The organism is Candidatus Neomicrothrix sp., assembly GCF_035329545.1.
GTDB lineage: Bacteria > Actinomycetota > Acidimicrobiia > Acidimicrobiales > Microtrichaceae > Microthrix > Microthrix subdominans.
Map to the genome: position 1 here is coordinate 1 of NZ_DAOLGP010000060.1, position 13,281 is coordinate 13,281.

Consider the following 13,281-nt stretch of genomic DNA (forward strand, 5'->3'; position numbering starts at 1 on the left):
TCCGGGTGGCGGGCAAAGCGGGCCGGGTCGGCCCCGTGCACCGGACCATCGACGTCCCATGGCCAGCCGCCAAACCCGGTCGCCCGGTAGTCGGCGAAGGCCGCTTCGATGCCCGCCCGGTCGTTCAAGACGAACGGCCCGTACTTGGCCACCGGTTCGCCGATCGGGCGGCCCTGCATCACCAGCAACTCGACGCCCGCCGGCCCTGCGACCAGGCCCACCGGGGAGTCGCTGTCGACCAGCGCTCCGGTGCCGGCATCGAGACGCTCCCCACCGAGGTCCACGTGATCCCCCTCGAAGACGTACACCATGCGCTCGGTCTCGACGTGCTCGGTTGCGGGCATCGCCCAGCCGGCCCCAGGGCCCAACCGAACGTGCCAGATCGCCACCTCAGCGTCGTCCCGAGCCGCCCAGGAGCCGGCCGGCGCCGCTGCGGCCGCTCGACCAGCCAACTCGCCGACGACGACGGTGACCGAGGCTGTCCGCCCTTCGTCGTCGGTCACGTCAACCACCGGCGTGTCCTCGGCCCACAGCATCGTGAACGCCGGCTGGGCCATCTTGTTGGCGGCGGGCAGGTTGAGCCAGATCTGGAACAGCTCGGTGGGGTTGGGCGCATCGCCGTTGAGCAGCGGGAACATCTCGGAATGGACGATGCCCGCCCCGGCGGTCACCCATTGGGTGTCGCCGTGTCCGAAGCGAGCGGCGGCGCCCAACGAATCGGCGTGATCGATCAGTCCACGCCGCACATAGGTGATCGTCTCGAACCCACGGTGCGGGTGCTGGGGGAACCCCGGGACCACCGCACCGTGGTACATGTTCCAGCCATCCTTGGCGGCAAAGTCCGAACCCATTTGACGCCCCTCGAGCGATGCGTGAGGGCCAAAGTCCTCGGTGCCCTCGGGATAGGCGTCGTCGTGGTGGGCGACGAACAGAAACGGATCGAGCGTGGGCCACTGGGCCCCCAGAGGAAACCGCTCGCGGATCGCGCCAGCCATGCCGGCCGGGATGGTTGGCGTGGTGGTTGCGCTGGTTGGGCTCATGTCGGCTCCTGGAAATCGAGTGGCGTCACCTCGGACACCCTCCGAGGTACTTCCAAAGAGAACCATCTTGGGTGCGGAGTATTCCTCTCCCATCGTCCACGGCGATCCCGATCGATGATCAGCCTTCGAGTCTCGCCCGCAAGCCCAGCCGCTAGGTTCCTTCGCAGTCTGTTCCCGTTCACGACAAGGAGCGTCCATTGAGCCAGCTGCGCTACCCAGGTGCCCATGCCCAAACCAATCCGGACCGGGTGGCCATGACCATGGCCGGTACTGGCGACACGGTCACCTTCGGCGAGCTCGACGCCACCGCCAACCGGTTGGCGCGCACGTTTGCATCGTTGGGTCTTGAGTACGAGGGCCACGTGGCCGCCTGCATGGAGAACCGGCTGGAGGTACTCGAGGTTGCCTGGGGCGCCCACTACGCCGGCCTGCACTACACGTTCTTCTCCACGCACCTGACCGCGGACGAGGCGGCCTTCATCATCGAGGACTCCGGTTCCAAGGTGGTGGTGCTCACGCCGGCGATGGCCGAGCGTTTGATGCCCGCACTGGCCGAGCTGGTGGGCGACGACGTGACGTTCGTGTCGGTCGGCGGCGAGGTGGAGGGCGCCCAGAACCTCGACGCGCTGGCCGCCGAGCAATCGCCCGACCCGCTCCCCGGTGCCCTCGAGGGGACCGACATGTTGTACTCCTCGGGCACGACCGGTCGCCCCAAGGGCGTGCTCCGCCAGCTGACAGGCCAGCCGCTCGGCACCAGTGCCGGCCTCGGGCTGCTCGGCGAGCTGCTGATGGGCATGAACACCGAGAGCGTCTACCTCTCCCCCGCCCCGATGTACCACGCCGCCCCGCTCAAGTGGAGCATCGAGAGCCTCGCCCTCGGCGCCTCGGTCGTGCTGATGGAGCGCTTCGAGCCCGAAGCGGTCCTCGACGCGATTCAGACCCACCGGGTGACCCACGCCCAGTTCGTCCCGACCATGTTCGTGCGCATGCTCAAGCTGCCCGAGGAGGTCCGCATCGGCTACGACGTGTCCAGCCTGGTCGGGGTCATCCATGCTGCGGCGCCCTGCCCGCCCGACGTCAAGCGCCAGATGATGGACTGGATGGGCCCGATCATCAACGAGTACTACGCCGGCACCGAGGGCTCGGGGTTCTGTTGGGCGTCGGCAGAGGACTGGCTGGGCCACCCCGGCACGGTCGGCAAACCCCTCGTCGGGGTCATCCACATCGTCGGGCCCGACGGCGAGGAACTCCCGGTCGGCGAGGAGGGCGTCGTCTACTTCGGCGAGGGCCCGCAGTTCGCCTACCACAACGATCCCACTAAGACGGCCGAGGCCCACCACCCGAAGGGCTGGTCGACCCTGGGCGACATCGGGAAGGTGGACGAGGATGGGTTCCTCTACCTCACCGACCGCCAGACCAACATGATCATCACCGGCGGGGTCAACGTGTACCCCCAGGAGGCCGAGAACGTGCTCGCTTCCCACCCCGACATCTACGACGTGGCCGTCATCGGCGTGCCCAACGAGGACTTCGGCGAGGAGGTCAAGGCGGTCGTCCAGCTGATGGACGGCGTCGAGGCCTCCGATCAGCTCGCCGCCGAACTCGTCGAGTACTGCCGGGAACGCATGGCCCACGTGAAGTGTCCCCGGAGCATCGACTTCACCGACGAGCTGCCCCGCCTGCCCACCGGCAAGCTGGTCAAGCGCCACCTGCGCGACAGCTACTGGGAGGGCACCGGTTCCCGGATCTAGGCCGCTCGGCCCTGCGGCCGTCTCGGCTGCCACCGGGCGGGGAGGCTCACAGCTCGATCCCCTCGTTTCGCAGGTCCAACTTCAGGGTTTCAAGCCCCTCGTAGTGGCGGGCGACCATGCCCAGCTCCAGCGCTCCGGCCACGTGCGCCGGTGAATCATCGGTGAAGAAAACGTTGGCGGGTTCGACGGTGAGTTGGTCACAGACGTACTCGTAGACCGCGCGGGCCGGCTTGGCGATGCCGATCTTGGCGCTGTTGAAGATGCGGTCGAAGTGTCCGACGAGGCCCAGGTCGACCATCTCGTCGGAGATGGTGTCGGTGCCGTTGGTCAGCAGCGCCACCGTCAACCCGCCCGAGCGCACTGCATCGATCACCTCCAGCAGGTCGCAGTCGACCTCGCCGCGGTCGGACAGCCAGGCGCGTGCAGCCGGCTGGCTGGCGAGCTGTTCGCCCACCCGCTCGCCCCATTCCGCCCGGGTGATCCGCCCGGTGGTGACCTCGTTGAGCAGATCGCGTTCGAAGGCCACTTGGATCAGCTCGCCCGGCGCCAGCCCATGGGTGCGTTCCACCTCGGACAGATGGTCCCGATCGAAATGCCGGACGACGCCGTCGAGGTCGAACACCGCCGCTTCGATTGCCATGGCAACAGTATTGACGAGCGAGCGACAACAGACTGACCGGTCAGCAACGGCAATCGGGATGGCCCACGCTGCGCTTCCGCTTCAACCGATTCGGTTGCTCAACCGACCTTCGGCTCCCGGGGCAGGCCCAGCACCCGCTCACCCAGGATGTTGCGCATCACGGTCGAGGTGCCGCCCATGATCGTGTACGCCGGCGAGTACGCGAACGAGCGAGCAATCACACCCTCTGGCGAACTCTCCGGGCGGGCATCCGGTCCCGAGCTTTCGGCGATCGCCAGCGGACCCAGCATGCGGACGGCAAAGTCGGCCACCCGCTGTTCGTGCTCGGTGCAGAAGCACTTGGTGGCGGCGCTGAACCCGGCGGGCGCCTGCCCCAGCGCCTCCCGGTACACGAGCAGCCGGCCCAGCCGGTAGCCCGACTCCAGCCGGGCGATCGCCTGGCGCACCATCGGATCCCTCCGGTCGCAGACCTCGAGCGCCCGCTCGTACAGCGCCCGGTTGGACACCAGCCGGTCGATGCCGCCCCGCTCGTGTTCCAGCTGGCGCATCGTCTGCTTGAAGGCGTCGCCCTCGATGCCGACCAGGTTGTCGGCCGGCACCCGCACCTCGTTGAAAAACACCTCGCAGAAGTGGGCGTTGGTCGTCATGTCGACGACCGGTCGCACCTCGATGCCCTGGGTCTCCATCGGCACGACGATCTCGCTGATGCCCCGGTGCGGTGGGCCCTCCCTCGACGTGCGACAGATCAGGTAGCAGTAGTCGGCCACCTGGGCGAAGCTGGTCCAGATCTTCTGCCCGGAGATGACCCAGTCGTTCCCGTCGCGAGCGGCGAACGTGGCGAGCGAAGCCAGGTCGGAGCCGGCGTCGGGCTCGGACATGCCGATGCACCAGGTGGTCTCGCCAGACAACATGCCCGGCAGGAAGCGCTCGCGTTGCTCGGGCGTGCCGTAGGCGATGAACGACGGCCCCAGCTGCCGGTCGGCAAACCAGCTGGCGGCGACCGGGGCGCCGACGCTGATCATCTCCTCGGCCATCACGATCCGCTCGATCGCCGGGCGGCCCCCACCACCGTGTTCGGTCGGCCAGGTCATGCCGATCCAGCCCTCGGCGGCCAGCGTGCGGGAGAACTCCTTGGAGTAGCCGTTGATCCACGAATCGTGAAACGCGCCGTGTTGGGCCACACCTGCGAGGGCCACCTTGCGCGCCCGGCACCGCAGCGCCGTCAGCTCATCTCCCAGGTCAACGTCCATGTGCCCCGTTCTACTCGCTCGGCCGATCGGGCCAGACGATCTCGGCCAGCACGCCGAAGTGGTCGCTGGCGACGATTCCGGTGATCGGCTCGTCGGCCACAACCCGTGCGTCGACAACCCGTCCGGCGTTGCCCCGACGCACGAAGGCGTCGCCGACGAACACGTAGTCGATGCGCTTGCGGTGGACGTTAAGGGCGGCGCAGTACGGGTTGGCCTGCCAGTCGTTGGTGTAGCCCGAGCCATCGCCGGCCGTGCGCCACGCGTCCAGGTAGAAGGTCGTCTCACCGTCCAGGTCGGTCAGCCCGCACAGGTAGCGGATCTCGTCGCTGTCCGGCTCGGCGTTGAAGTCGCCACACAGGATGGGTGGAAGCCCCTGGCGGCGTTCCCCGAAGCGCTGTTCGTCGCGATCGCCGCGGGCCGCTTTGATGATCCGATCGATCTCGCTCACCTGAACACGCCGGTGCGCGCCGTGGCTGGGGGCGGGAGCCAGGTGGGTGGAGAACAGGTCGATGCCCGCCGTCCGTGCGTGGAACAGCTCCCACGGCACCGCCTCGACCAGCGGGTCGGGGGTTGCGCCGGGAGCTGTCCCAAGCCGGTGGTATTGCGACTCCTCGATCGGCCAGCACGACAGCACCGCCGAACCGAACAGGGTCGTCGTGTCGGGCCACATGTCGGCCGGCAGGTGACCGCCGCCGAACATCCAGTGCCAGTCCCGTTCCGTCGCCTCGGCGATCCACCCGGCGTGTTGGGGCGATCGGCCCTCTCGGACACCTCCTGGAAGCAGATCACGTCCGGATCGAGACGATCGACCCAGGCGACGATCTCGTGCCGCCGCCGGTCCCAGTCCGGCTCGAGCAGCGATCCAATGTTGAGGGTGAGCACCCGCAGCGACATCGTCACGTCCTCAGCAGTGGCCATGGATCGAACCTACCCGTCGGGTCGAAACCTGAGTGGCCGTCGGCGGCCGGCCTGGCTTGTCATCGTCAGGCCTGCGGGGTGACCAGCGCCTTCTCGCCCGTGGCCATCACCCCGTACCTCTTGACCATCTCGGGGTCGACCGCGTCCGCGAGCGACAGCGCCATGCCGTACGAGCTGGCGAATGTGGTGGTGATCTCGTCGGCGACGCGGGTGCGGAGACGATCCACTACCTTCTTGCCGCTCTCGACGAGAAACGGTGTCAGCAACCATCCGCCGACCGACCACGACATGCCATAGCTGCGCCTCAGCGTGGTGGGCCCGCGGTCGAGGCCACCGTAGATGTAGACCTGCTTGTGGGTGTCGGAGCCATAGCGGCTGAACCCGTCGGCCTGCTCACCGGCCACCGTCTCCATCGCCGACAACAGCGTGTCTGCGAGGTCGCCGCCGCCGATCGCGTCGAAGGCGATGGTGGCGCCGGTCGAGCGGAGCGCATCGGTGAGGTCGCTGCGGAACGACTCGGCGCTCGAGTTGCACACGTACTCGGCGCCTGCGGCGCGGAGGAGGTCGACGTGATCCTGTGAGCGCACGATGTTGACGAGGCCGACCCCATCGTCGAGGCAGATGCGGTGAAGCATCTGGCCGAGGTTCGATGCACCGACGGTGTGGACCAGCGCCGTGTGGCCTTCAGTCCTCATCGTCTCAACCATGCCGAGCGCGGTCAACGGGTTGACGAATGCGGCCGCTGCATCGGCCGGATCCGTCCCGTCGAGCATCTCGAGGCACTGCGAGGCCTCCACGGTGCGGAACTGGGCATAGGCGTTGCCTGAGGAGAACCCGACGACCTTACCGAGCAGCGCCTGGGCTTCGCTGGCCGGTCCGGCGGCCACGACGGTGCCTCCCCCTTCGTTGCCGGTCGGCATCGGCTTGTCGATGCGCCCTCGCTGAGCGGCGACTGCGCCGGCCGACACCGGGACGGTCACTGCGGGGAACTCGGTGCCCTCGCCGGCCGACGCCCTGGAGATGTCGCCCATCGCGAACAGCATCCCGAGGTCCGACGGGTTGATCGGGGCGGCCTCGACCCGAACGACCACCTGGCTGCCCGTCGGAGCGTCGACGTCGCACTGCACCATGCCGAGCATGACCACCCCGTCGCCGGTGAGTGTCGAACGTAGCTCGAGTGCGGTCTCGGGAACTTCAGGCTGAGTCATGTTGGCCAAACTGCCCGATCGGCTCAGTCGGCGTAGGTCCAGTCGGGGCGCTTGAGCATCTGCCGAGCGTCATAGGTGACCACGCCGTCGGCAAGGTCGACGATCTTGGGGACCGGCAGCTCCGCTCGATCCGACGGACAGTGACCGTCGAGGTGGGCGACCACGTCCTCGGGGAAGGCCCGCAGAAAGCTTGAGATCAGCTCCCGTTCCTGCACCGGCAGGTAACAGCGGTTGCCGTCGGCCACCACCTGCAGGCGGCGCTGGATCGTATCCAGGTCGGCGTCGCGCCCGTCGCCGGTTCGGATGCGGTCGAGTGCCTCGGTGATCGCACCGGTGCCCAGCTTGCACGGCGGGCACTGCCCGCACGACTCGACGTAGAGAAACCTCGACAACATCGCCGACACCTCGACCATGCAGGCGCTGTCGTCGTAGACGATGAACCCGGCTGCACCCAGCCCCGACCCGGCGGCGGCAAAGTGCTCATGGGTCAGGGGCGTGTCGAGCTGCTCGGCGGTGAGCACTGCGTTGGCCACCCCCGGCAGGATCGCCTTGACGCTTCGGCCCTCGGCCACGCCGCCACAGGCGTCGATCACCTGACGCAGCGGGGTACCCATCGGCACCTCGACCACCCCCGGCGCCAGCACGTCGCCGACGACGGTGCACACCACGGTGCCGGGCGACTCATCGGTGCCCAACGAGCGGAATGCCTCGGCGCCGTGGGCGACGATCCACGCCGCCTGCGCCAGCGTCTCGGCGTTGTTGACCAGGGTGGGGTTGGACTCGTGACCGGCCTCATGGCCCGGCTCCGATTCGGCCGACTCCCAGCCCAGCTGCGGGGCGGTGGCGAACAGGCCGTGCAGGAACGGCGGCAGCCAACGCGGCAACGGTTCGTTGCCCTCGATCACCTCGAGGAGGGCCTTTTCCTCGCCGAACAGATACTCCTCGGGGCCGGTCACCACCGTGACGTTCAGCCCCTCGAGCCAGCCGGCGGCGGCCATCTCCTCGACCGCCGCGCCAACCCGAGCCAACTCGGGTTCGAAGCTGGCCTTCAACGCGATGTAGGCCTCGAGGGCGCCGACGCTGTGGGCCGCCACCAGCAACCCTTCGATCACCGCATAGGGGTTGTGGCGCATCACCGCCCGGTCCTTGAACGTGCCGGGTTCGCCCTCGGCGGCGTTGCAGACGGCGTAGTGGTGCCGACCGCCACCGTTGAGGATCGAGTCCCACTTTCGTCCCGCCGGGAACCCGGCGCCGCCGCGTCCGCGCAGCCCGGCGGCGCTGACCTCGACGATGGTGGCCACCGAGCCCAACTCGAGGGCTCGGGTGAGGGCACTACCCCCGCCACGCTGCAGGTACTCCTCGAGCGACGCCACCGGTGCACCGGCCAAAATCCGGGGCCAACCCCGGCCGTCGGCCTCGTCGGTCTCGTCGGTCTCGCTGGCCTGTTGTGTTCCGGGGCTCACACGCATCCTCCTGTCCTGGCACCTGACACCCTGACGCCGCGCCGGCTCAGGGCGTTGCGGCCACCATAACGAGAGCCACACGGAAAACGTCACGACCGCCGGGGCCCGAGAGCCCCGGCGGCCGTTCGCCCCCCTCATGGAGTCGGGAGGAGGCCTGTGGGCTCGCCTAGGCGACGATCACCTTGCCGATCATCCACGGGTGCGGTTCGCAGAAGTACGTGAACTCACCCGCTTCGGTGAAGGTGTACGAGAACGTGTCACCCGCTTCGATGTTGCCCGACTTGAACTTCCCGTCCGGCTCGCCCTTGGACCCATCGGAGGTGCCGGAGTCGACGGTGTGGAAGATCGTGTCCTCGTTGGACCACGTCACCTTGTCGCCAACGGCGACCTTGATCGTCGGCGGGGTGTAGGCGCGGTCGGCGTTTGCCGGGTCGAACGCGCCCTTGATGATGGTCACCTCGTTGGTTTCCACCGGCTTGGACGGGTCGACCGCGGCCGCTGCGGTCGTCGGGGTGACCACCTCGCCGCCACCGCCACCGCCATCCTTCGGCGGCTCGATCTTCGAGTACACCTCGGGGTCCTCCGGGCCGTCGATCATGACGTGGCCGATCGCACCCTTGTCGAATGCCCGGGCCAGGGCATGGTCCACCAGCACGACCATGGACGGCGTCATGCCGAGCATCTCGACGACCGTGCCGCCGCCGGCGACGACCGAGGTCGACTGCGACCCACGGATCACCACGTTGTCGGGATGGGTGGCCGCCTCGGGGTACACCACATCCCATTGGGACCCGATCGGGTGGAAGTTGGAGGTGAGGTTGAGGCCCTCATTGACGAAGTAGATGCGGGCCCGCTCCCCAACCTTCATCTTCAGCGCATTGTCGTCAGCGATGGCGCCGACCGAGCCGTTGAAGGTGACGTAGCGGGGGTTCTCGTCGGTCACGTTCTGACGGTTGAACGTGGCCATGCCGTCGCTGCCGGGCTCGTCGACAAACCACTCGCTCTGCATGACCGCCCACTCGTGTTCGGCCTTGGGAAGCGGTTCGGCGGGATCGACGATGAACATGCCGTACATACCCATGGCGATGTGCATCGGCACGTCCTCGGCAGCGCAGTGGTACATGAAGGCGCCCGGGTACAGCAGCCGGGCCTGGATGGCAGCAGACTCGCCCGGCGGCACCAGCAGGTCGGAGGCACCGCCGTGCATGCCGGTGACTGCGTGGAAGTCGATGTTGTGCGGATGCATGTTGGACTTGGGGTTGGTGAGCGTGACGCGCACCACGTCCCCCACCCGACCTCGGACGACGGGGCCTGGTGCGCCGGTGGTCTTGTTCTTGTCACCGAAGACCTTGAAGCCCCACATCTCGGTCATCACGTTGTTCGATGGGTCGAGGTCGCCCATCCCCTCGACCACCTCGAGGTGCACGTCGAAGCGTCGCGGCTCTGAACGCTGAGCGGGCGGCGGCACCGCCGGTGCGTAGGCGAGGTGAACCTCGCCGGGGTCGGCATCCTTCAGCGCCGACAGCGGCACCATCTGGGGCACGACGTCGGCGGCCACTTGGGCTCCAGCTCCGTCGCCGCCCGTGTCGTTATCACTGCAGGCGGCAACGACCACGGGGGTCGCCGCCAACATGCCCAGTATCGTCCGGCGTTGCATTTTGGTTGACTCCATGCCGATCACAATACTTCTATTTTCCACTAGTTCAAGTCGACGCGAGTCACTATGTCGTTGTGCGATATGTCAACAGGATGGCAGCGGGCAGGGGACTACGCAACCGCTCCCGGTTCGGCAGCCAGAAAAGACGCGGAGCCGACGCCTGGACCGGCCGGAATCGGTGGACACAGCCCGCCCGATAGCGACGAAACCGGCGAAGAAATTGCTAGGCATGGCAATCGAACAGGTGTACGATACCACTATGTTCCCCGGTACATCAAACCTCAGCCAACCGAGCGGCGACGACGACCTGGAAGTGGCTCTGGCCGGGGGTCCGACGACTACCGACCTGTCTGCAACCCAAGGTGCTGCGGAACTGGACGAGCTGGTGGCGATCGCAGCTCAGCGGTCTCGGTTGGATCACCGCGAAAGCGTGTTGTTGGCCGAGATCGCCGAGTCGGGCATCTGCGACGCAGTGCACGGGCACACCACCAACATGTGGTTCGCAGACCGCACCAAACAGGCCCGGAAGTCGGCCTCTGATCGAGTTCGGATCGCCCAAGAACTCCATACCCGCTACGAGCCCCTGGCCGATGCGCTCGAAGCCGGCCTGGTCGGCTGGCAACACGTCGGCGTCTTCCACCGAGCCACCAACAGTCGCAACTGGCGGGACATGGCCGAACTGCTCCCCGGCCTGATCAACCTCGCCCAGGTCGCTGGTTTCGAGCGCTGGTCCCAAGAAGTGCGCGGCATCGCTCAGCGCCTGGATCAGAACGGCGGCTACGACCCTGCCACCGACCCAACGAACAATTACCTCCACCTCGTTCCCACCATCAACGGCATCACCTATGTCTCCGGGCAGTTGGTCGGAGAGTTGGCGCTGACGATCAAGAAGCTCATCGACGGCGAGACCGACCGGGTCCTCACCCGTTACCGCTCCGACGCCGAAGCCAGCGGCGGTGAGGTTCCCGTTCCATCGCGAGCCCAGGCGTGCGCAGAAGCGCTCGGCGAGATGCTGGACCGAGGCTCCGGAGTGCCCGACGGGTCCGGCAAACTCCCCGAACCCGAGATCGTCGTCATCTTGAACGATCAATCCGGCGAACTCACCGACGACGACGGCAACCATCTGTCACCGGAGATCCTGCGGTTCATTATCGCCGCTGGGCTGATTCGTCCCCTCGAGGTCGCTGGTTCCGGCGATCCGCTCCGCATGGGTCGCACCCTCCGCTACGCCAACCGCCACCAGCGCCGTGCCCTCATGACTCGTGACGGTGGCTGCATCTTCCCCGGTTGCGACCGGCCCGCCAGCTGGTGCGACGCCCACCACGTCGACGAATGGGACGACAACGGCCCAACCGACATCAACAACCTCGGGCTTTTATGCCGGCACCACCACCGGGTCACCCACCGACCCGGCTGGACAATGACCAGAACCGCACAGCCCCCAACCACACAACCCAACGACCCCAACACCGCCGACCCCGACCAGGTCAGATTCCGATGGCGAACTCCCACCGGACGCCTCATCGACTCCCAACGGCACCACCAGCGCAGCCACCCGACAGCGGCGTGAGGGAGTACTCGGCTCAACCGGGATCAGCTATGCCATCACCAGTTGGTAACATCAGGTGATGGCATCGACGCGCACCAGCTTCACCCTCGACGAATCGCTCGCCGAGAAGGCTCGGGTGTTGAACATCAACATCTCGGCTGCGGCCCGAGATGGAGTCGCCGCCGCCGTTCGAGAAGCTTTGGCCGCATCGGACCGGGCGGCCTACCTGCGCAATCCGGAGCAGGCGGACCCGTTCTGGGACGACGCCGAGGCCTGGAGAGCCGAATGAATCGCGGAGAGATCTGGTGGGCCCATGTTGGTAACAAACGACGGCCGGTTTTGATCGTGACGCGAACCGAGGTGATCGATGTGCGAAGCCTGGTCACGGTGGCCGAAATCAGCACTACGAGTCGGGGCCTGGCTGCCGAAATCGAGCTCGAAGACACTGTGGGCCTCGATCGACCCTCGGTAGTCAACTGTGACGGACTCCACACGATCGAGCAGCGGGTGTTAACCGGCCGGGTTGGCCTCGTTGATGAGCCGGTCATGGACCAATTGTGCGAAGCGATCGGCTACGCCCTCGGCTGTTGAAGATCGAGGCGGTCAACCCGATCTCTACACATCTTGCTGCTCAAGCGACCGGCGTTAACGGGTTGGGTTACAATGGGATACATGGCTACAGTTCCAGGTTCGGTACAGCGCTCGTTTCGGCTTTCTCGGTTGACCAGCTCGCTGCTTGACCAGTTCGCCAAGTCGACCAACGAGTCACGGAATGCGCTCGCCGACCGGCTGCTCGGACAGGCTCTCCGAACCGAGCGTCACCCGTTGATTCGGTTTCGCACCGGCGCAGCGGGACGTAACGAGCCGTACCTGGTTGGCACGCGGCTCAAGGTCCGTCAGGTCATGGAAACCGTCCGAGGTCACGATGCCGACATCGATCAGACCGCTTCATCCCTCGGCATAGCCTCGGCGACGGTTCGCGCTGCGGTTGCCTACTACGCCGAGTTCACCGAGGAGGTTGACGCCGATGCCGACTGGTCCGCAGAGGTGGAAGCCGACGAGCGGCATCGCTGGGAACGCGAGCAGGCCGCCATCGCGTGAAGCTGGCGCTCGACCACCACTACCCGTCGTCGATCGCGCCAGCGCTTCGAGATCATGGGCACGACGCCGTGGCAGCGATCGAACGGGGTTGGCAGGCGGAGGAGGACGAGGACTTGCTTGAGTTCTGCGCGAGCGAGGGGCGCTCGCTGTTGACCAACAACGTCGCCGACTTCGCCATCATCGCTCGTCGTTGGCGGAGCGAGGGACGATCACACCTCGGCCTGATCTTCACCTCCGACTCGACGCTGCCCCGAACCCACCATGCCAGCGGCCGCTACATCGACGCACTCAACGGGTTGCTTCTAGCCAATCCCCGCGATCACGATCTCGTCGACCAGATCCGCTGGCTTTAGGACAACCGCTGGGCGGTCATCCGCTGGGCGGTCATCCGCTCGGCGGCTGGTACGGCAACCAAAAGCGCCTTGGCCTTGTTGCGGGTCTCCAGGTACTCGTCGGCCGGATCGCTGTCGGCGACGATGCCCGCACCCGCCTGCACCGCACCTCGCCACGGGGCAATGGATTGGTCGGGGTGACGGTCGATGACCATCGTGCGGATGGCGATGGCCGTATCGATGTTGCCGGAGAAGTCCAGGTAACCGACCACGCCCGAGTAGGGGCCCCGTTTGATCGGCTCGAGCTCGTCGATCAACTCCATCGCCCGCACCTTGGGCGCGCCCGACACCGTGCCGGCGGGCAGCGTGGCG

The 13,281-nt window shown here is 67.0% G+C and carries 14 protein-coding genes and 1 pseudogene; 6 read left to right on the forward strand and 9 right to left on the reverse strand.

What is annotated here, in order from left to right; genetic code table 11:
- The coding region (locus PKD89_RS19105) for a pirin family protein (RefSeq protein ID WP_349257391.1) at window positions 1-995 on the reverse strand (995 nt) is incomplete at its 3' end.
- Between the two features lie 251 nt (window positions 996-1,246).
- Between PKD89_RS19105 and PKD89_RS19110 the strand changes: the two genes are divergently transcribed.
- The gene (locus PKD89_RS19110) at window positions 1,247-2,791 is read left to right on the forward strand and encodes an acyl-CoA synthetase (RefSeq protein WP_349257392.1); all 1,545 of its coding nucleotides are present in this window, start codon (window positions 1,247-1,249) and stop codon (window positions 2,789-2,791) included.
- Window positions 2,792-2,837: 46 nt separating this feature from the next.
- Here the strand turns inward: PKD89_RS19110 and PKD89_RS19115 are convergent, their stop codons facing one another.
- From PKD89_RS19115 to PKD89_RS19140, 7 genes and pseudogenes are all read right to left on the reverse strand, one after another.
- Window positions 2,838-3,431 (reverse strand): HAD family hydrolase, encoded by a 594-nt coding sequence (locus PKD89_RS19115; protein ID WP_289010875.1) that lies wholly within the window; start codon window positions 3,429-3,431, stop codon window positions 2,838-2,840.
- A 98-nt stretch (window positions 3,432-3,529) separates the two neighbouring features.
- Window positions 3,530-4,681: an acyl-CoA dehydrogenase family protein gene (locus PKD89_RS19120; protein WP_289010874.1), complete on the reverse strand. Its 1,152-nt coding sequence runs from the start codon at window positions 4,679-4,681 to the stop codon at window positions 3,530-3,532.
- A gap of 10 nt (window positions 4,682-4,691) precedes the next feature.
- On the reverse strand, window positions 4,692-5,381 hold the full coding sequence (locus PKD89_RS19125) for an endonuclease/exonuclease/phosphatase family protein (protein ID WP_289010872.1): 690 nt from the start codon (window positions 5,379-5,381) through the stop codon (window positions 4,692-4,694).
- Between the two features lie 53 nt (window positions 5,382-5,434).
- A pseudogene (locus PKD89_RS20010) lies at window positions 5,435-5,599 on the reverse strand (endonuclease/exonuclease/phosphatase family protein); the annotation flags it as partial.
- Window positions 5,600-5,664: 65 nt separating this feature from the next.
- Entirely contained in the window at window positions 5,665-6,807 is a 1,143-nt protein-coding gene (locus tag PKD89_RS19130; RefSeq protein ID WP_324332833.1) for a zinc-binding dehydrogenase, read from the reverse strand.
- Between the two features lie 23 nt (window positions 6,808-6,830).
- On the reverse strand, window positions 6,831-8,270 hold the full coding sequence (locus PKD89_RS19135) for an NADH-ubiquinone oxidoreductase-F iron-sulfur binding region domain-containing protein (protein WP_289010870.1): 1,440 nt from the start codon (window positions 8,268-8,270) through the stop codon (window positions 6,831-6,833).
- A gap of 166 nt (window positions 8,271-8,436) precedes the next feature.
- Window positions 8,437-9,942: a plastocyanin/azurin family copper-binding protein gene (locus PKD89_RS19140; RefSeq protein WP_289010869.1), complete on the reverse strand. Its 1,506-nt coding sequence runs from the start codon at window positions 9,940-9,942 to the stop codon at window positions 8,437-8,439.
- Window positions 9,943-10,186: 244 nt separating this feature from the next.
- On the opposite strand from PKD89_RS19140, the gene PKD89_RS19145 reads away from it, so the two are divergent.
- The 5 genes from PKD89_RS19145 to PKD89_RS19165 all read left to right on the forward strand — a co-directional run bounded on the left by PKD89_RS19145 (window position 10,187) and on the right by PKD89_RS19165 (window position 12,930).
- Entirely contained in the window at window positions 10,187-11,497 is a 1,311-nt protein-coding gene (locus PKD89_RS19145; protein WP_287375035.1) for an HNH endonuclease signature motif containing protein, read from the forward strand.
- Window positions 11,498-11,555: 58 nt separating this feature from the next.
- A complete protein-coding gene (locus PKD89_RS19150) occupies window positions 11,556-11,765 on the forward strand; it encodes a type II toxin-antitoxin system CcdA family antitoxin (protein ID WP_289010868.1) in 210 nt (69 codons plus the stop codon).
- Window positions 11,762-12,067 carry a type II toxin-antitoxin system PemK/MazF family toxin gene (locus PKD89_RS19155; RefSeq protein WP_289010867.1) on the forward strand — a complete coding sequence of 102 codons (306 nt, stop codon included), beginning with the start codon at window positions 11,762-11,764 and terminating at the stop codon, window positions 12,065-12,067. The genes PKD89_RS19150 and PKD89_RS19155 overlap by 4 nt, the downstream gene beginning before the upstream one ends.
- Window positions 12,068-12,148: 81 nt before the next feature.
- Window positions 12,149-12,577 carry a hypothetical protein gene (locus PKD89_RS19160; RefSeq protein WP_289010866.1) on the forward strand — a complete coding sequence of 143 codons (429 nt, stop codon included), beginning with the start codon at window positions 12,149-12,151 and terminating at the stop codon, window positions 12,575-12,577.
- Window positions 12,574-12,930, forward strand: a complete 357-nt coding sequence (locus PKD89_RS19165; RefSeq protein WP_289010865.1) for a DUF5615 family PIN-like protein — start codon at window positions 12,574-12,576, stop codon at window positions 12,928-12,930. The genes PKD89_RS19160 and PKD89_RS19165 overlap by 4 nt, the downstream gene beginning before the upstream one ends.
- Here PKD89_RS19165 and PKD89_RS19170 read toward each other — a convergent pair.
- The coding region (locus PKD89_RS19170) for a chorismate-binding protein (RefSeq protein WP_324332839.1) at window positions 12,927-13,281 on the reverse strand (355 nt) is incomplete at its 5' end. The two genes, PKD89_RS19165 and PKD89_RS19170, sit on opposite strands and share 4 nt — an antisense overlap.